This is a genomic window from Streptomyces sichuanensis (assembly GCF_020328095.1).
In the GTDB taxonomy this organism is placed as follows: Bacteria; Actinomycetota; Actinomycetes; order Streptomycetales; family Streptomycetaceae; genus Streptomyces; species Streptomyces cinnamoneus.
In genome coordinates, this window is the sequence record NZ_JAIXMK010000008.1 from 17,316 (window position 1) to 36,021 (window position 18,706).

Here is an 18,706-nt window from a genome sequence, read left to right on the forward strand (position 1 = left end):
TCAGGAGCGTCACCGTGAGGACATCAGCAGCCGCGGGCAAGGACGGGCCGGTAGCGCGCACACCGGCCCGTACGCCCCATGCGACGACCGGCCCCAGTGGCGCCGACGGCCCGCCCACAGCCCGCACCAGCCTGCCCGGCGACGCCCGCGCGCCCTCGGCCGCCCGCCGGTTCGTCCGTACGGTCCTCGCCGGCTGGAACGCCCACGCCGTGGTCACCGACGATGCGACGCTGCTGGTCAGCGAGCTGGTCACCAATGCCGTCGTGCACGCCGGCACCTCCGTCGACCTGGAGTGCCGGCTCGACCCGGCGCCCGGCGGCAGCCTCGTCGTCGAGGTCACCGACCACCACCCCGCCCGCGAGCTGCGGGCCCGCCCCCGCCAGGGCTGCGGCGACCGCGACGGCCCCGCCCACGGCGGCCAGGGCCTGCGCCTGGTCGCCGAGCTGGCCGAGACCTGGGGCACCGCCTACCGCCGCACCGACAAGACCGTCTGGTTCCACCTGCCGACCAGCCCCGCCGCCCACAGCACCGGCACCCTCTCCGAGCAGGCCCTCCTGCGCGACCTGCGCGTCGCCGAGATCCTCGCCCCCGGCACCGGCGAGCCGGCCGGCCGCCGCACCGGCGAGCGGGGCAGCAGCCACCGCGCCCTGTCCTTCCTCGCCGAGACGTCCGAACTGCTCGCCGGCCAGTTCGACGAGGACATGGTGGCCTCCCTCGCCACCCAGCTCGCCGTCCCCCGCCTCGCCGACTGGTGCGCCGTGTGGCTCGACGCCGACGCCGCGCCCGGCACCCTCCGGCCCGTCCCCCGCCTCGCCCGCGTCTGGCACGCCCGCGAGAGCCGCATCGAGCCCCTCCGCCTCGCCCTCCAGCGCACCCCACCGGCCCTGCCCGCCGCCGGCCACGCCGTCCCCTGGCCGCACGGCCCGTCCGGGCGGTGCGGCCAGGACGGCACGCACCGCCCCGACGGAGCCGACGGCACCGCGCTGGCCTGCCGCCTCGTCGCCGGCGGCCGCGGCATCGGCACCCTGCTCCTGGGCCGCGGCGCCTCCGCCGCCATGGCCGACGACGTCGCCTGCCTCGTCGAGGACTTCGCCCGTCGCGTCGCCCTGGCCCTCGCCTCGGCCCGCCAGTACACCCGCCAGGCCACCATCAGCCGCATCCTCCAGCGCGGCCTGCTGCCGCGCGGCGTCGCCGAGATCCCCGGCATCGAGAAGGCCGTCGTCTACGAACCCCGGGGCGGCGCCTCCGCCGGCGGCGACTTCTACGACGTCTTCGGCGCCGGCCACGGACGCTGGTGCTTCGCCCTCGGCGACGTCTGCGGCAGCGGCCCCGAGGCTGCGGTCACCACCGGCTTCGTCCGCCCCTGGCTGCGGCTGCTGGCCAAGGAGGGCTACGGCGTCGCCGACGTCCTGAACCGGCTCAACCGCCTCCTGTGCGAGGAGGCCGCGGAGGCCGCCGAGAGCGGCACGTCCCCCCGCTTCCTGTCCCTGCTCCACGGCGAGCTCGTCCCCCACGCCCAGGGCATCCGGTGCACCCTCGCCAGCGCCGGCCATCCCCTGCCCCTGCTCCTGCGCCCCGACGGCACCGTCCGGCCCGCCGCCGCACCACAGACCCTGCTCGGCGTCGTCGAGGACGTCGGCTACGGCAGCGAGACCTTCGACCTGGCCCCCGGGGACACGCTGCTGTGCGTCACCGACGGCGTCACCGAGCGCAAGTCCGGCAACCGCCTCTTCGACGACGGCGACGGCCTCGCCACCGCCCTCGCCGGCTGCACGGGCCTGACGGCCGAAGCCGTCGCCGGGCGCATCCGGCGCGCCGTCCACGGCTTCTCCCGCACCCCCCTGGACGACGACCTGGCGCTGCTGGTCCTCCGCGCCACCTGAGCATCTCCGGCGATGCCGGACAATGGACCCCATGCCTTCCGTACTGCCTGACGGCGAGCCCATGCCCGAGGACGGGGCACTGCCCCGCCACGCCCTCGACGGCTCCGGGCAGCGGCCCCTCGGCTTCTACCTGCACGTCCCCTACTGCGCCACCCGCTGCGGGTACTGCGACTTCAACACCTACACCGCGAGCGAGCTGCGCGGCTCCGGCGGCGCCCTCGCCTCCCGCGACAACTACGCCGACACCGTCGCCGAGGAGATCCGCCTGGCCCGCAAGGTGCTCGGCGACGACCCGCGGCCCGTCGAGACGGTCTTCGTCGGCGGCGGCACGCCCACGCTCCTGCCCGCCGCGGACCTGGGCCGGATGCTCGCCGCGATCCGCGACGAGTTCGGCCTCGCGGAGGGTGCCGAGGTCACCACCGAGGCCAACCCCGAGTCGGTCGACCCCCGCTACCTGGAAGAGCTGCGGGCCGCGGGCTTCAACCGGGTCTCCTTCGGCATGCAGAGCGCCCGCCAGCACGTCCTGAAGATCCTCGACCGCACGCACACCCCCGGCCGCCCCGAGGCGTGCGTCGCCGAGGCCCGCGCGGCCGGCTTCGAGCACGTCAACCTGGACCTGATCTACGGCACGCCCGGGGAGAGCGACGACGACTGGCGCGCCTCCCTGGACGCCGTCATCGGTGCCGGCCCCGACCACGTCTCGGCCTACGCCCTGATCGTCGAGGAGGGCACGCAGCTCGCCCGGCGCATCCGGCGCGGCGAGGTGCCGATGACGGACGACGACGTGCACGCCGACCGTTACCTGATCGCCGAGGAGGCCCTCTCGGCCGCCGGCTTCGCCTGGTACGAGGTCTCCAACTGGGCCACGAATGCCGCTGCCCGCTGCCGCCACAACGAGCTCTACTGGCGCGGCGCCGACTGGTGGGGCGCGGGCCCCGGGGCGCACTCCCACGTGGGGGGCGTGCGGTGGTGGAACGTCAAGCACCCGGGCGCGTACGCGCAGGCCCTTGCGGAGGGGCGGTCGCCGGGGGCGGGCCGGGAGGTCCTCGTCGAGGAGGACCGGCGCGTCGAGCGGATCCTGCTGGAGCTGCGGCTGGAGGACGGCTGCCCGCTGTCGCTGCTGAAGCCGGCGGGGACCGCGGCGGCGGCCCGGGCGCTGGCGGACGGCCTGCTGCAGCGCGAGGCGTACGAGGCGGGGCGCGCGGTGCTCACCCTGCGGGGGCGGCTGCTGGCCGACGCGGTGGTGCGGGACCTGGTGGACTGAGCGGGGTGGTTGCGGCCGCCGTTCGGGTGCGGGCCGGTTGTGCCCACCCGTTCCGCCCCAGCGGAACGACTGCCCACAACCGGAGCGGCACGGGGAAAAGCCCCCCGGTCACCCCGCCGGTGCCGTCACGAAGTCGATCAGCTCCTCCACGCGCCCCAGCAGCGCCGGCTCCAGGTCCTTGTACGAGCGCACGCCCGCAAGGATCCGCTGCCACGCCGCACCCGTGTTCGGCGGCCAGCCCAGGGCCTCGCACACGCCCGTCTTCCAGTCCTGCCCCCGCGGCACCCGCGGCCACCCCGCAATGCCCACCGACGCCGGCTTCACCGCCTCCCACACGTCCACGTACGGGTGGCCGACGACCAGTACGTCGTCGCCCGTGACCGAGGCCGCGATCCGCGATTCCTTCGTGCCGGGGACGAGGTGGTCCACCAGCACCCCCAGCCGTGCGTCCGGGCCCGGGGCGAACGAGCGGACGATCGCCGGCAGGTCGTCGATGCCCTCCAGGTACTCCACCACCACGCCCTCGATGCGCAGGTCGTCACCCCACACCCGTTCCACGAGCTCCGCGTCGTGGCGGCCTTCCACGTAGATGCGCCCGGCGCGCGCCACGCGCGCCCGCGCGCCGGGGACGGCGATGGACCCGGAGGCCGTCCGTGCGGGGCCCTGCGGGGCGGCCGTGGAGGGGGCCGGGCGGACGAGGGTGACGACGCGCCCTTCCAGGAGGAAGCCGCGGGGCTCCATGGGGAAGACACGGTGCTTTCCGAAGCGGTCCTCCAGCGTCACCACCGGCCCCTGCGCCGTCTTCTCGCAGCGGATCACGGCACCGCAGAAGCCCGTCGTGACCTCCTCCACCACGAGGTCCACCTCCGCCGGCACCTCGGGCGCGGGAGCGCTCCGCTTCCACGGCGGGGTCAGGTCGGGTCCGTACTCTCTGCTGCGCATGCGCGCCATTGTGGATCACGGCAGGCCGGATCACGACAGGCCGAACACGTCCGCCAGCCCGTCCCGCTGCGCCCGTACGAAGGCGGCGCCGACCACCGCCCCGTGCCCCGGCACGTACACCGCGTCCTCGCCGCCCAGGGCGAGCAGCCGGTCCAGCGCCGCGGGCCAGGCGTGCGGCAGGGCGTCCGGACCGGCCTGGGGCACGCCGGACTCCTCGACCAGGTCGCCGCAGAAGACGACCTCGGGCGCACCGCCCGCGCCGGCCACCAGTACGGCGAGGTCGTGGGCCGTGTGCCCGGGCCCCACGTTGGCCAGCAGTACGTGCCGTCCGCCGCCCAGGTCGACCGTCACCTCCCCGGTGACCGGGTGGTGGGGGAGCACCAGCAGTTCGACGGACTCGGCCGCCACCTCCGGATCCAGGCCGTGCCGCACCGCGTCCCGCCGCAGCCCGGCGCGCTCGCGCCGCATCAGCTCGGCGACGCCCACGGCCCCGTGGACCTGCACGCCCGCGAACGCCGCCGTGCCCAGCACGTGGTCGAAGTGCGGATGCGTGAGTGCGATATGCGTCACGGGCAGCCCGAAGAGGTCCTGCACCTCGCGCCGGATCTCCACCCCCTCGCGCAGGGAGGAGCCCGTGTCGACGACCAGGACCCCGTCCGTCCCCGCGATCGCGCCGACCGTCGCGTCCCAGCCCGGCAGCCTGCGGCGCGCGACACCCGGCGCGAGCTGCTCCCAGCGCGCCCCCGCAGCGCCGGGATCCCCGTGATTCTCCATACCGCGACGCTAGCCGCAGAGCGGTACCGTTGCCTGCCCGGGTCGCTGCCGGTGGCTCGCGGTGAGGGCGGCCCTTGCCCTGGCCGTGGGGCCCGGCCGTACACTGGCTGAAGGGTTCTGGCACTCGTGACCTTTGAGTGCCAGGGGCGCGGACGCTGTGAGCCGCACAGCCCGCGGGACCCCGTACGACGGCTTGACCAACTGGACTGGAGGTGCGCGCAATGCTGAGCGAACGCAGGCTTGAGGTGTTGCGCGCCATCGTTCAGGACTACGTGGGCACCGAGGAGCCCGTCGGCTCCAAAGCCCTCACCGAGCGGCACCGCCTCGGCGTCTCACCGGCCACGGTGCGTAACGACATGGCCGCACTGGAGGACGAGGGCTTCATCGCCCAGCCCCACACGAGCGCCGGTCGCATCCCCACCGACAAGGGCTACCGTCTCTTCGTCGACAAGCTGGCGGGCGTCAAGCCCCTGTCGACCCCGGAGCGGCGCGCCATCCAGAATTTCCTGGACGGTGCCGTCGACCTGGACGACGTGGTCGCCCGCACGGTGCGGTTGCTGGCGCAGCTGACGCGGCAGGTCGCGGTGGTGCAGTACCCCTCGCTGACGCGTTCGACGGTGCGTCACGTGGAGCTGCTCGCGCTGGCCCCGGCCCGCGTGATGCTGGTGCTGATCACGGACACCGGCCGGGTCGAGCAGCGCATGGTCGACTGCCCGGCCCCGTTCGGCGAGACCGCGCTGGCCGACCTGCGCGCCCGGCTGAACAGCCGCGTCGTGGGCCGGCGCTTCACGGACGTGCCGCAGCTGGTGCAGGACCTCCCCGAATCCTTCGAGCAGGACGACCGCGGAACCGTTTCTACGGTCCTCGCCACCCTGCTGGAGACGCTGGTCGAGGAGACCGAGGAGCGGCTGATGATCGGCGGTACCGCCAATCTCACTCGTTTCGGTCATGACTTCCCGCTGACGATCCGGCCCGTGCTGGAGGCGTTGGAGGAGCAGGTCGTGCTGCTCAAGCTGCTCGGCGAGGCGAAGGACTCGGAGATGACCGTGCGCATCGGTCACGAGAACGCCCACGAGGGACTGAACTCCACATCCGTCGTCGCCGTCGGCTACGGTTCGGGCGACGAGGCCGTCGCCAAACTCGGCGTGGTCGGACCGACCCGCATGGACTACCCCGGAACGATGGGAGCGGTACGCGCAGTGGCACGTTACGTCGGACAGATCCTGGCGGAGTCGTAAGTGGCCACGGACTACTACGCGGTCCTGGGCGTACGGCGCGACGCCTCGCAGGACGAGATCAAGAAGGCTTTCCGCCGTCTCGCGCGCGAGCTGCACCCGGACGTCAACCCGGACCCGAAGACGCAGGAGCGGTTCAAGGAGATCAACGCCGCTTACGAGGTGCTCTCCGACCCGCAGAAGAAGCAGGTCTACGACCTCGGTGGCGACCCGCTGTCCTCCTCGGGCGGCGCGGGCGCCGGTGCCGGCGGCTTCGGCGCGGGCTTCGGCAACTTCTCCGACATCATGGACGCCTTCTTCGGCCAGGCGTCGCAGCGCGGTCCGCGCTCGCGCACGCGCCGCGGCCAGGACGCCATGATCCGGCTCGAAGTCTCCATGACGGAGGCGGCCTTCGGCACGACCAAGGAGATCCAGGTCGACACGGCCGTCGTCTGCACCACGTGCAGCGGCGAGGGTGCGGCCCCCGGTACCTCCGCGCAGACCTGTGACATGTGCCGCGGCCGCGGTGAGGTCTCGCAGGTCACGCGGTCCTTCCTGGGCCAGGTGATGACCTCCCGTCCCTGCCCGCAGTGCCAGGGCTTCGGCACGGTCGTGCCGACCCCGTGCCCGGAGTGCGCCGGCGACGGCCGCGTGCGGTCGCGGCGGACCCTGACGGTGAAGATCCCGGCAGGTGTCGACAACGGCACCCGCATCCAGCTCGCGGGCGAGGGCGAGGTCGGCCCCGGCGGCGGCCCCGCCGGCGACCTCTACGTGGAGATCCACGAGACCCCGCACCCGGTCTTCCAGCGCCGCGGCGACGACCTGCACTGCACGGTCACCATCCCGATGACGGCGGCCGCGCTCGGCACGAAGGTCCCGCTGGAGACGCTGGACGGCGTCGAGGAGATCGACATCCGCCCGGGCACGCAGTCCGGCCAGTCGATCCCGCTGCACCAGCGCGGCGTCACCCACCTGCGCGGCGGCGGCCGCGGCGACCTCATCGTGCACGTCGAGGTCACCACGCCCACCAAGCTGGACCCGCAGCAGGAGGACCTGCTGCGCCAGCTGGCCAAGATCCGCGGCGAGGAGCGCCCGATGGGCGAGTTCAAGCCGGGGCAGCAGGGGCTGTTCTCGCGGCTGAAGGACGCGTTCAACGGGCGCTAGGCGCGCGGCCGGGGGCCCGGGGGTTGTCCCCCGGGTGAGTACGGTAAGCCGGGGCAGCAGGGGCTGTTCTCGCGGCTGAAGGATGCGTTCAACGGGCGGTAGGCGCGCGGCCGGGGGCCCGGGGGTTGTCCCCCGGGTGAGTACGGTAAGCCGGGGCAGCAGGGGCTGTTCTCGCGCTTGAAGGATGCGTTCAACGGGCGGTAGGCGCGCGGCCGGGGGCCCGGGGGTTGTCCCCCGGGTGAGTACGGTAAGCCGGGGCAGCAGGGGCTGTTCTCGCGCTTGAAGGATGCGTTCAACGGGCGGTAGGCGCGCGGCCGGGGGCCCGGGGGTTGTCCCCCGGGTGAGTACGGTAAGCCGGGGCAGCAGGGGCTGTTCTCGCGCTTGAAGGATGCGTTCAACGGGCGGTAGGCGCGCGGCCGGGGGCCCGGGGGTTGTCCCCCGGGTGAGTACGGTAAGCCGGGGCAGCAGGGGCTGTTCTCGCGCTTGAAGGATGCGTTCAACGGGCGGTAGGCGCGCCCTCGGAGTGCGTTCGACGGGGCGCCGGTCGCCCCCCACACTTGACGGCCGTCCCCGGGCACGGGGGCGGCCGGTGCGTTTGTGACACGATGTGGTCATGGCTCCGTTGACCGGACTCTTCGAGCACCCGATCGTGCAGGCGCCCATGGCCGGCGGCGGCTCCACCCCGGCCCTGGCCGCGGCCGTCTGCGAGGCCGGCGGCCTCGGCTTCCTCGCCGCGGGCTACAAGACCCCGGCGGCCATGTACGAGGAGATCAAGCAGCTCCGCGCCCGTACCGCCCGGCCCTTCGGCGTGAACCTCTTCATGCCGCAGCCGCCCGCCGCCGACCCGGCGGCCGTCGAGCTGTACGCCGAGCAGCTCGCGGGCGAAGCCACCTGGTACCGCACCCCGCTCGGGGAGACGGACCAGGCGTGCGACGACGCGTACGACGCCAAGCTCGCCATCCTCCTCGACGACCCGGTGCCGGTCGTCTCCCTTCACTTTCGGGTGCCCCTCCCGTACGACGGTGGACGCCCTGGCGGCGGCCGGCTCGGTGACGGTCGTGACCGTGACCTCGGCCGCCGAGGCCCGCGCCGCGCAGGCGGCGGGCGCGGACGCGGTCTGCGTGCAGGGCGTGGAGGCCGGCGGCCACCAGGGCACCCACCGCGACGATCCGCACGCGGACGGCGCGGGCGCGGGGGCCGGTCTGCTGCCCCTGCTCGCCGAGGTCCGTGCGGCGGTGGAGTTGCCGGTCGTGGCGGCGGGCGGGCTGATGCGCGGCGAGCAGATAGCCGCCGTGCTCGCGGCCGGCGCCTGGGCCGCGCAGCTGGGCACGGCCTTCCTGCCGTGCCCGGAGTCGGGCGCCCACGAGCTGCACAAGCGGGCCCTGACCGACCCCCGTTACGTGGGGACCGAGCTGACCCGGGCCTTCTCGGGCCGCCCGGCCCGAGGGCTGGTGAACCGTTTCATCCGGGAGCACGGCCCGTACGCCCCGGCCGCGTACCCGCAGATCCACCACATGACGTCCGGCCTGCGCAGGGCGGCCGCCGCGGTGGGCGACCCGCAGGCGATGGCCCTGTGGGCCGGCCAGGGCCACCGGCTGGCGAGGACGCTCCCGGCGGCCGGGCTGACGGCCCTGCTGGTCGCCGAACTGGACGCGGCCCGCGACTCCTTGAACCACTGACCCCCCGGGGCGGGCACGCCCGCCCCACCGAACCACCCACTGCAGCACCGAGAGAGCGAGTACGTCATGACAGCGCCGGTCTTCCTCGTCGAAGAAGACTCCCTCACGGGCGTCTTCCCCGGCACCGTCTTCCCGCTGGACGGCCCCGAGGGCCGGCACGCGGTCTCGGTGCGGCGGCTGCGGGTGGGCGAGGAGATCGTCCTGACGGACGGCCACGGCACGGGCGTCCACGGCACGGTGGCCGCTGTCGAGGGCAAGGACCACCTCGACGTCTCGGTGACCTCGGTCCGTTCCGAGCCCGAGCCGCGGCCGCGCATCACGGTGGTGCAGGCGCTGCCGAAGGGCGACCGGGGCGAGCTCGCCGTCGAGACGATGACCGAGACCGGCGTCGACGCGGTCGTCCCGTGGGCGGCCTCCCGCTGTGTGACGCAGTGGAAGGGCGACCGCGGCCTGAAGTCGCTCGGCAAGTGGCGGGCGACCGCCCGCGAGGCGGGCAAGCAGTCCCGCCGGCTGCGCTTCCCCGACATCGCGGACCTCATGACGACCCGGCAGGTGGCCGGGCTGCTGGCCGGCGCCGCCTTCGCGGCGGTCCTGCACGAGGAGGGCAGCACGCCGCTGGCCACGGCCGAGCTGCCGGCGGACGGTGACATCGTGCTGGTCGTGGGCCCGGAGGGCGGCGTCTCGCCCGAGGAGCTCGCCGCGTTCGCGGAGGCGGGCGCCCACCCCTACCGCCTGGGCCCGAGCGTCCTGCGCACGTCCACGGCGGGCACGGCCGCGGCCGCACTGCTGCTGGGCCGCACGGGCCGCTGGGGCTGACGCGCAGCGGGCGCGCCCGGCGCCGGTCACGGGGGAGACCGGTGCCGGGCGCGCCCCGTTTTCAGGGGGTGGGCGTGTACGCCGGCCGGCAGGCCGCGTAGGCGGGCAGGATGCCGGCCCGGCGCGCCTCCTCCAGCGTGGGTGCCGCGGCGTCCTTGGCGGACAGCAGGGGAACGCCCGCCTCCTCGGGCCAGTCGATGCCGAGGGCCGGGTCGAGCGGGTGCACGCCGTGCTCGCGCCCGGGCCGGTAGCCCGTGGAGCAGAGGTAGATGACGGTCGCGTCGTCGGTCAGGGCCAGGAAGGCGTGCCCGAGCCCCGCCGAGAGGTACACGGCGTGCCGCGAGGTGTCGTCCAGGCGCACGGTCTCGTACTGCCCGTAGGTGGGGGAGCCGGTGCGCACGTCGACGATGACGTCGAGGACGGCGCCGCGCAGGCACGTGACGTACTTGGCCTGGCCCGGCGGGACGTCCGCGAAGTGGATGCCGCGCAGTGCGCCGCGGCGGGAGACGGAGCAGTTGGCCTGGGCGAGCTCCAGGGGGGCTCCCGTGGCGCCGAGGAAGTCCGGCGCGCGGAACCACTCGTGGAAGGCGCCGCGGTCGTCGCGGTGGACGACTGGTTCGTGGATCCAGGCCCCGTCGATGGTCAGCGGGCGCATGCGGGGCTCCTCGGGTGGTCGGTGGCGGGGGTGAAGGCGGGGAAGGCGTCGTGCAGGGCGGTCCGCCAGTGGCGCAGCGGAGGCAGCCCGGTCGCCTGCCAGCCCGCGTGGCCGAGGACGCTCCAGGCGGGCCGGGGGGCCGGCCGGTTCAGGTCGGCGCTGCCGATGGGGGTCACCAGCGCCGGGTCGGCGCCCGCCAGCCGGTACACCTCGCGGGCCAGTTCGTACCAGGTGGTGCGGCCGCCCGCGGTGGCGTGGAGGATGCCGGGGCGGGCGGGGCCGGTGCCGAGGGCCAGCAGGCGTCCGGCGACGTCCCGGGCCCAGGTGGGCTGGCCGTGCTGGTCGTCGACGACGCGCACCTGCTCGCCGGCGCGGGCCCGTTCGGCCATGGTGCCGACGAACGTGCGGCCGGCGACGCCGTAGAGCCACGCCGTCCGGACCACCGTCGCGCCGTCCGGGTGCCCGGTCAGGGCCGCGTGCTCGCCGGCGAGCTTGGTGCGGCCGTAGGCGGTGCGTGGTGCCGGGCGGGCGTCCTCGGCGTAGGGGGTGCGGCCGGTGCCGTCGAAGACGTAGTCGGTGGAGACGTGCAGCAGCCGGGCGCCGGTGTGCCGGCAGGCGCGGGCGAGGGCGTGCACGGCGGTGGCGTTGACGGCCAGGGCCCCGGCCTCGTGGGCCTCGGCGCCGTCGACGTCCGTCCAGGCGGCGCAGTTGACGACCACGGAGGGGCGCAGCCCGGCGACGGCGTCGGCGACGGCGTCCGGGTCGGTGACGTCCAGGTCGTGGCGGGTGAGGGCGGTGGTGGTGTGCGCCGGCAGCAGGGCGCGCAGTTCGCCGCCCAGCAGGCCGCCGGCGCCGGTGATCAGCCAGCCGCTCATGCGGCGGCCGCCGGCGTCGGCCACCAGGTGCGGTGGTCGCGGTACCAGGCCACGGTCGCGGCGAGCCCCTGGTCGAAGGAGTGCGCGGGGGCGTAGCCGAGCTCGCGGTGGATCTTCGACCAGTCGACGGAGTAGCGGGCGTCGTGTCCCTTGCGGTCCGCCACGTGCTCCACACGGTCCCAGCCGGCGCCGCAGGCGGCCAGGAGCCGGCCGGTGAGCTCCTTGTTGGTGAGCTCGGTGCCGCCGCCGATGTTGTAGACCTCGCCCGGGCGTCCGCCGTCGAGCACCAGCCGGACGGCACGGCAGTGGTCCTCGACGTGCAGCCAGTCGCGCACGTTGCCGCCGTCGCCGTAGAGCGGGACGGTCCGCCCGTCCAGCAGGCGGCCGGTGAAGAGGGGGATCAGCTTCTCCGGGAACTGGCGGGGGCCGTAGTTGTTGGAGCAGCGGGTGATGCGGACGTCCAGGCCGTGCGTGCGGTGGTAGGCGAGGGCCATGAGGTCGGCCGCGGCCTTGGACGCGGCGTAGGGGGAGTTGGGGGCGAGCGGCTGCTCCTCGGTCCAGGAGCCGGTGGCGATCGAGCCGTACACCTCGTCCGTGGACACCTGCACGAAGGTGCCGACGCCCGTGCGCACCGCGGCCTCCAGCAGCGTCTGGGTGCCCAGGACGTTGGTGGAGGTGAACTCCGTGCCGTCGGCTATGGACCGGTCGACGTGCGACTCGGCGGCGAAGTGCACCACCGCGTCGTGCCGGGCCATCAGGTCGCCGACGAGCGCGGCGTCGCGGATGTCGCCGTGCACGAAGTCCAGGCGCGGCGCCTGCTGCGCGGTGGGCAGGTTGGCGCGGTTGCCGGCGTAGGTGAGGGCGTCCAGGACGGTGACGGCCGAGGGGCCGGCGGGGTCCGCCAGCAGGCCGTGGACGAAGTGGGAGCCGATGAATCCGGCACCACCGGTAACGAGCAGTCTCATCGAGGTCTTCCGGGGTCTTTCGCGTCTCGTGCCGGCCGTGGGCGGGCTCATGCGGCGATGTGGATGCGGCTGTGGTCGCCGAGCACCAGGCGGTGTCCCCGCGGTGCCTCGGCGACGCCCGTCACCTGCACGGACCGGCCGATGAGGGAGTCCTCGATGCGGCCCGCCCGGTCGATGCCGGCGCCCCGGAGAATGATGGACGACTCCACCTCGCTGCCGGTGATCGTGCAGTCCTCGGCGATGGAGGTGGAGGGGCCGATGCGGGAGTCGCGGACGACCGTGCCGGCACCGATGACCGCGGGGCCCACGATGCGGGACCGTTCGATCCGCGCGCCGCGCTCGATGCGGACCCGGCCGATGATCTTGCTGGTGTCGTCGACCTCGCCCTCGACGCACCGCTCCAGACCCTCCAGCACCGAGCGGTTGACCTCCAGCATGTCGTGGGCGTTGCCGGTGTCCTTCCAGTACCCGGTGATCGTCGTGGCGCGGATGGTGCGGCCCGCGTCGATCAGCCCCTGGATGGCGTCGGTGATCTCCAGCTCGCCGCGCGCCGAGGGCGTCAGGGCGGCCACGGCGGCGTGCACGGCGCTGGTGAAGAAGTACACGCCGACCAGGGCCAGGTCGCTGCGCGGCGCGCTCGGCTTCTCCTCCAGCCGCACCACGGCGCCGTCCGGGCCGAGCTCGGCGACCCCGAACGCGCGCGGGTCGTCGACCTTGGTGAGCAGCAGCCCGGCGTCCGGGCGCTGCGCACGGAAGTTCTCGACGAAGCCGGTGATCCCGCCGACGATGAAGTTGTCGCCGAGGTACATCACGAAGTCGTCCTCGCCCAGCCAGTCGCGGGCCACCGAGACGGCGTGCGCCAGCCCCAGCGGCCGTTCCTGCGGCAGGTAGGTGACGCGGGCGCCGAAGCGCGAGCCGTCGCCGAGCGCGGCGCGGATCTCCGCGGCGGTGTCGCCGACGACCACGCCGATGTCGGTGATGCCGGCCTCGACGATCGACTCGATGCCGTAGAACAGCACCGGCTTGTTGGCGACCGGCACGAGCTGCTTGGCGGCCGTGTGGGTGAGGGGCCGCAGCCGGCTGCCGGTGCCGCCGGCCAGGACGAGGGCCTTCACCGCGCACCGCTTCCCGCGGAGACGGCCACGGAGCCGGCCGTCTCCCGCACGATCTCCTCCACCAGGGCGAACTGTTCGCGCTGGGTGCGATGGGTCAGCTCGACGACGCGGGCGGCGTGCTCGGCGGTGGAGCACCACAGGCGCTGGGCCACGACGAAGCGGCCCTTCTCGGGGACGAGGACCAGGTCGGGCCAGGGCGACGGGGCGTCGGCCGCGGCCTTGGCGATCACCGCGTCCAGGTCGGCGTCCGGGTCCCAGCCGCGGGGCGTGGTGAACTCCGCGGTGGTGCGCAGCCGTGCGAACCAGGCGCGGGTGTCCGCGGCGGCCGCGTCCCGGAAGGCGGCCTCGTGCCGGCCGCCCTGCAGTTCCCGCAGCACCGTCTGGGCGTGCCGGGGGTCGTGGAAGGACGCCACGGGCAGCCGGTGGCGCAGCGGGGTGGCGAAGCGGCGCGTCCCGGGGTCGTCGAAGAGCTCGGTGGTGCGGTCCTGCGCGGTGGTGAACACCGAGCCCGCGTCGGCCAGGCGCAGCCACAGGTCCCAGTCCTCCAGGCCGTAACCGGCCCGCCAGCCGCCGACCCGTTCGGCCAGCCCGGCGCGGTGCGCCACGCGCGAGGGCTCGAAGACGGGGCCGAGCAGCTGCAGTTCGGGGTGCCAGCACAGCCCGAACGCGTCGGAGACGGAGGTCACCTCGTCGTTCCGGTTGCGGCACTCGAAGCCGGTGGCGACGAGCTCGCCGCCCTCCTCGAAGAGGGAGAGCACTACGGCGAGGTGGTTCTCGCGCCACACGTCGTCGTGGTCGATGTAGGCGATGTACGCGCCACGGGCCAGGGCCAGGCCCTCATTGCGGGGGCCGCTGGGGTGCCCGTGCCGCGCGGTGCGGACGAGACGGATGCGCCGGTCCTCGTGGGCGGCGGCACGCACCCAGTCCTCGGTGTCGTCGGTGCTGCCGTCCGACAGGACCAGCAGCTCCCAGTCGGTCACCGACTGGTTCCGCACCGAGTCGAGCGTGCGCACGATGGCCTCGGAGCGGTTGTAGGTGGGGCAGATCACCGACACCAGGGGGCGGGAACCGGTCACGTCAGCGCTCCTGGCTCGGACGGAAGAAGGGCAGGGCCACGGCGGCGTCCGCGTGCACGGCGTGGGTGGCGAGCAGGACGCCGGCGGCGCCGGTGGCGAGGTCGGCGGACAGCCGCAGCAGCTGGTCGCCGAGGAACGCGGGACGGCCGTCGATGAGGTGGGAGTGCCAGGCGAAGGCGGCGACGTGCCGCTGCAGCGCGGCCCCGGCCTCCGGGTCGCCGTCCCGCATGTGCGCGAGGGCGAGGGTCATGCCGGCCCGGCCGTGGAAGAGGCCGGCGTGCTGCACGAAGTGCGGCTTCGTCACGTCCCGGATGGCGTCGCGGGCCGCGGCGAACCCGGGCTCGTCGTGGTGGGCGAGCGCGTCGTGCAGGACCATGCCCAGGCCCGCGCTGCCCGCGCCCAGCAGCGGCGAGCGCCAGGGCGCGTCGCCGGGCGCCTGCCCCGGGTGGCCGATGTCCGCGAGGTCCTGTCGCAGCGCCTCCACCGCGTGGTGCAGCAGCTTGGCGTCCTGCGTCCGCTCGTACAGCCGCAGCAGGAACAGGGCGGTGCCCGCGTGACCGTGCAGCAGACCGGGCCGGGGCCGGCCCGCGGCCCCGTTGCCGGCGCCGTCGACGAGGCGGTCGGCGATGCCCGCGGCCGCGTCCAGCAGCGCCCCGTCGCCCGTGCGGCCGGCGAAGTGCAGCCACGTCAGGCCGATGCCCGGCAGGCCGCTGTGGAACGTGGTGTCGGCCGCGTCGAGCGCCGCGCCCGTCACCCGGCCGAGCAGGCCCAGCGCCTCGTCCGTCCGGCCCAGGTGGTCCAGGGCGTACGCGATGCCGGCGAGGCCGTCGTGGAAGCCCGGCCGCGGCGCGGTGAGGCGGCCGGCGGCGCGCAGCAGCCAGTCGGTGTGCTCGGCAGGGGCCGGGGTGCCCGCCGCGGCCAGCGCCCACAGCACACCCGCCGCGCCGTACGCGAAGGTCACGCCGCCGTCGGGGGCGAGGAACTGCTGGATGTCACCGGGGTGCAGGCGGTCCTCGCGGCCGGGGGTGGCGCAGGCCGTGATGCCGTCGGCGATCGCCCGGCGCAGGGCGGGCAGGCCGGACGGCTCCCAGGACGGCTCCGGCCGCTCCGCCGGGGCGGCGGGTGCGTCGGGGTGGGCGCCGGTGCCGAGGTCGGCGCGGACGCGGTCGGCGAAGTCGGCGGGGAGGGGGAAGTGGCGGACGGCGACGTCGATGAGCTGGTCGACCTTGCGCGGGGACCACGGGAACATGATGGTCAGCGGCACGAACAGCGCCAGCCGCAGGCAGCCCAGGGCGTAGCGGTCGACCGCCGTGCCCGTGTAGCCGGCGGGCGCCCGGAAGCCGGGTGCGCCGATGGGCTGGCCGGCTTCGGCGCTGGTCTCGCTGCTGGCCTCGTAGTCGATGAAGGCGATGCGGGGAGCACCGTCGCCGCCGTCCTCGCGGACCAGCACGTTGCTCGGGTGCAGGTCGCCGAAGACGACGCCCCGCTCGTGCATCTCCCGCACGCCTGTCTCGATCTCGTCGAGGACGTGCAGGGCCCACCGCGCGTACGGCGCGGCCTCCTCGGCGGGCAGGTCGCGGTTGAGCAGCGGGTTGCGCTGCTCCATCGCCTTGAAGAGCGGCGTTCCCGCGATGTACTCGCGCGCCAGGAAGTAGTGCTCGCTGCCGATGCGGTAGTCGATGAGCCGGGGCGTACGGGCCAGGCCCGCCAGCTGCTGCAGTGCCCAGTGCTCGCTCTCCAGGCGGGCCACCGCGTCGGCGCCGGTGTCGTCCAGGCCGGCCAGCGGGCGGGCCTCCTTGAGCAGCACGGTGGCGCCGTCACGGATGTCGGTGGCCTCGTAGACGCCGCCGCCGTTGGAGAAGTGCAGTGCCTTGGTGGCGCGGAAGGGGAAGTCGCGCAGCGTGCCCGCGCTGCGGGCGGCGAGCGAGTCGGCCAGGCACGCGGGCAGGGGCGCCCAGGCCGGCGGGCGGAAGCCGGGGCCGCGGTGGTCGGGCACCAGGTTGCCGTCGGGGTCGGTGACGCAGTACACGATCTCGCCGGCCGCGTTGCGGACGGTCTGCTCGACGAAGGCGCCGTAGCGCACGTAGAGCGGGCAGCCGGCGCGCCAGCGCAGGTCGCTGAGGATGTACGGGCCGTCGCTGCCGTCGAGGAGTTCGCCCAGCTCGCCGAGCAGGGCGGCCAGGTGCTCCTCGTCGAGGGGGTAGACGGTGATGAACTTGCCGCTGGCGCTGCGGTCGCCGTACTTGCTGTTGCGACGGAACAGCACCTGGCCGTTGCGGATGTACTTGAAGGTCACCCCGCGCGGCACGCAGTGGTCCCAGACGGTCTTGAGGACCTGCTCGGCGTTGGCCGGGGTGGCGGAGACGTGGATCTTCCAGCCCTGCCGGGGGAGGTCGGTGCCGGGGGGAATCACCATGGCCCAGTCGGCGTTGGTCTCGCGCCGCCACTGTCCGGGCAGGCCGAGGCCGGCGCCGTAGGCGGTCGCGGAGTCCTCGTCCACGACGGGCTTGTCGTAGAAGACGTCGCCCGGCCGGCAGTAGTTCAGGTACTGGAGCATCATGGTGGTTTCCCCCTAGAAGTGCGGTGGCCCCGTGGGGCCGGTGGTGCGGGCCGGCGTCACCAGCGCCAGGCCGGCGCCACGTACTTGCTGTAGAGCCAGTCCCACAGCGGCAGCTTCCCGGCGTTCACCTCGGCCGTGCCGGTCCGGTCGGCGGGGGCCTGGGTCACGTGGAGCCGGTAGCCGACGACGATCTGCGGCAGGCCGTCGGTCCGTACGGGCAGGAAGGCCGACAGCGGTGCGGTGGTGTCCTTGCCGCGGGCGTCGGTCACGACGGCCGTGCCCGTGCGCTCCTTGGTGGTCACGCCCGAGCGGAACAGCTGCACGGTCGTGCCCTTGACGATCACGGAGCGGTCGGCCGAGGGCGGCAGGACCAGCCGGACGTCGCCCCGGGCGTCGCGGACGTAGCCGCCGGAGACGGCGTAGGGAAGCTTGACGCACAGCAGGAGCGCGCCGATGCCCGCGACGGTCAGCGCCGTGGCGACGACGGTGCGCCAGGTGCGGGCGCCCGCCCTGCGCGCCTCGCCCAGGAGCCGCGTGAAGCCGCGGCCGAGGTGGTAGAGGAAGTAGGCCATGCCGCACAGCACGAGCGAGGCGCCGACCGGGCCGAGGCGCTGGGCGGTGTCGGACCACAGGCTCATGGCGCTGGTGACGATGTAGAACGGGAAGGCCATGCAGGCCAGGCCGTAGGCGACCGACCAGGGCAGCTGGGGCAGTTCGCGCTCGTAGCGGCCGCCGAAGAGGACCTTGGCGATGAAGCGGCGGCCGTCGGTCATGGCACGGTCCCGCAGGTGCGGCAGGTCCAGGTGGCTCATCAGCGCGATGTAGCCGTCGAGCTTGATGAAGGGCAGCAGGTTCAGCAGACCGGTCACGTACGTGGACACGGTGAAGACGAGCATGCCGGCGCGGACCGAGGCGTCGTCCACGAACAGCGTGGTGATGCCCGTGGTGCCCGCGATCACCGTCTGGGTGGCGATGCCGGCGAGGGCGACGCGCACGCGGTGCGCCTTCTCCGACAGCCGCCAGCCGTCGGAGACGTCGCAGAAGAAGGCCGGGGAGAGGTAGAAGAGCATCACGCCCATGCGGCTCGGGCGGCCACCGTAGTAGGTGAGGACCGCGCCGTGCCCCATCTCGTGCACACAGGTGGTGGCGAGCATCCCGAGGGCCACCGCGAGGTAGACCGGGACCGGCAGGGGCTGGCCGAGCGCGGTGCGCAGCTCGGCGCCCTGGGCGGCGAGGGCGAGCAGGCCGCCCAGGACGGCCACCGCCGCCACCACGGCGGCGGCCCGGGTGGCCAGGGCGTTGAGCAGGGGCGTCAGGCGGCGCAGCACGCGCTCCGGCTTGAGGAGCGTGAACTGCACGGTCAGGGGCGGGACGAAGCGGATCCAGGTACCCCGGTTCTTCCGCTTGCGTCCCGCCTCCGCGCCGTCGTCCAGCAGCCGGGAGTCCGCCAGTTTGCGCACCGCGACGCTCACGACCTCGGGCGTCCACGGCGGCCCCAGGACCTCGGCGAGGCCCGAGTGGTCGCGCGTGCCGTCCACGGCGCGGGCCAGCCGCGCCAGGTCGGCCTGCACCCGGAAGTACTGGTGGCGACCGCGCTGGATGACCCAGGGGGCGCCGTCCCGGTCCGGTGCGTGGACGGTCACGTCATCGGCGATGCGTGGCCGGGCCAGCGCGGCGGGGGACGGCTCACGGGTCGCGGTTGCGGTTCTGGAGGACATGGCTAC

General features: G+C 74.5%; 14 protein-coding genes and 1 pseudogene. 6 read left to right on the top strand and 9 right to left on the bottom strand.

The features are described 5' to 3' along the window. The first annotated feature begins 14 nt into the window (after positions 1-14). Together LE181_RS04640 and hemW are read left to right on the top strand one after the other, a co-directional pair. Positions 15-1,883, top strand: coding sequence for a SpoIIE family protein phosphatase (locus LE181_RS04640; RefSeq protein ID WP_372458241.1), 1,869 nt, complete (start codon positions 15-17; stop codon positions 1,881-1,883). Positions 1,884-1,914: 31 nt separating this feature from the next. Further along, positions 1,915-3,147: a radical SAM family heme chaperone HemW gene (hemW, locus tag LE181_RS04645; RefSeq protein ID WP_225659771.1), complete on the top strand. Its 1,233-nt coding sequence runs from the start codon at positions 1,915-1,917 to the stop codon at positions 3,145-3,147. A 108-nt stretch (positions 3,148-3,255) separates the two neighbouring features. Here hemW and LE181_RS04650 read toward each other — a convergent pair whose 3' ends face one another. Together LE181_RS04650 and LE181_RS04655 are read right to left on the bottom strand one after the other, a co-directional pair. Then, positions 3,256-4,089 (bottom strand): DUF3097 domain-containing protein, encoded by an 834-nt coding sequence (locus tag LE181_RS04650; protein WP_225659773.1) that lies wholly within the window; start codon positions 4,087-4,089, stop codon positions 3,256-3,258. Between the two features lie 30 nt (positions 4,090-4,119). Further along, positions 4,120-4,863 carry an MBL fold metallo-hydrolase gene (locus LE181_RS04655; RefSeq protein WP_225659775.1) on the bottom strand — a complete coding sequence of 248 codons (744 nt, stop codon included), beginning with the start codon at positions 4,861-4,863 and terminating at the stop codon, positions 4,120-4,122. Between the two features lie 221 nt (positions 4,864-5,084). Here LE181_RS04655 and hrcA point away from each other — a divergent pair, with 221 nt between their 5' ends. From hrcA to LE181_RS04675, 4 genes and pseudogenes are all read left to right on the top strand, one after another. After that, complete coding sequence (gene hrcA / locus LE181_RS04660; protein WP_190110165.1) at positions 5,085-6,101, top strand: heat-inducible transcriptional repressor HrcA; 1,017 nt, start codon at positions 5,085-5,087, stop codon at positions 6,099-6,101. Further along, positions 6,102-7,241 (top strand): molecular chaperone DnaJ, encoded by a 1,140-nt coding sequence (gene dnaJ, locus LE181_RS04665; protein ID WP_225659777.1) that lies wholly within the window; start codon positions 6,102-6,104, stop codon positions 7,239-7,241. It abuts the gene before it with no gap. A 613-nt stretch (positions 7,242-7,854) separates the two neighbouring features. Continuing rightward, positions 7,855-8,920: pseudogene (locus tag LE181_RS04670) on the top strand (nitronate monooxygenase). 66 nt (positions 8,921-8,986) lie between these two features. Then, positions 8,987-9,736: a 16S rRNA (uracil(1498)-N(3))-methyltransferase gene (locus LE181_RS04675; protein ID WP_225659778.1), complete on the top strand. Its 750-nt coding sequence runs from the start codon at positions 8,987-8,989 to the stop codon at positions 9,734-9,736. Positions 9,737-9,797: 61 nt separating this feature from the next. Here the strand turns inward: LE181_RS04675 and LE181_RS04680 are convergent, their stop codons facing one another. Genes LE181_RS04680 through mpaP form a run of 7 tightly spaced genes read right to left on the bottom strand, consistent with a single transcriptional unit; the run spans position 9,798 to position 18,700 of the window. Further along, entirely contained in the window at positions 9,798-10,391 is a 594-nt protein-coding gene (locus LE181_RS04680; RefSeq protein ID WP_225659780.1) for a dTDP-4-dehydrorhamnose 3,5-epimerase family protein, read from the bottom strand. Beyond that, entirely contained in the window at positions 10,379-11,266 is an 888-nt protein-coding gene (gene rfbD, locus LE181_RS04685) for a dTDP-4-dehydrorhamnose reductase (RefSeq protein WP_225659827.1), read from the bottom strand. The genes LE181_RS04680 and rfbD overlap by 13 nt, the downstream gene beginning before the upstream one ends. Further along, entirely contained in the window at positions 11,263-12,231 is a 969-nt protein-coding gene (rfbB, locus tag LE181_RS04690; RefSeq protein WP_225659781.1) for a dTDP-glucose 4,6-dehydratase, read from the bottom strand. The genes rfbD and rfbB overlap by 4 nt, the downstream gene beginning before the upstream one ends. Positions 12,232-12,278: 47 nt before the next feature. Then, positions 12,279-13,346 carry a glucose-1-phosphate thymidylyltransferase gene (locus tag LE181_RS04695; RefSeq protein ID WP_225659782.1) on the bottom strand — a complete coding sequence of 356 codons (1,068 nt, stop codon included), beginning with the start codon at positions 13,344-13,346 and terminating at the stop codon, positions 12,279-12,281. Further along, positions 13,343-14,422, bottom strand: coding sequence for a glycosyltransferase family 2 protein (locus tag LE181_RS04700; RefSeq protein ID WP_225659783.1), 1,080 nt, complete (start codon positions 14,420-14,422; stop codon positions 13,343-13,345). Before LE181_RS04700 ends, LE181_RS04695 begins: the two co-directional genes overlap by 4 nt. 1 nt (position 14,423) lies before the next feature. Then, positions 14,424-16,982 (bottom strand): class III lanthionine synthetase LanKC, encoded by a 2,559-nt coding sequence (lanKC, locus tag LE181_RS04705; protein ID WP_225659784.1) that lies wholly within the window; start codon positions 16,980-16,982, stop codon positions 14,424-14,426. Positions 16,983-17,038: 56 nt separating this feature from the next. Beyond that, positions 17,039-18,700: a daptide biosynthesis intramembrane metalloprotease gene (mpaP, locus tag LE181_RS04710; protein ID WP_225659785.1), complete on the bottom strand. Its 1,662-nt coding sequence runs from the start codon at positions 18,698-18,700 to the stop codon at positions 17,039-17,041. Positions 18,701-18,706: the final 6 nt, after the last annotated feature.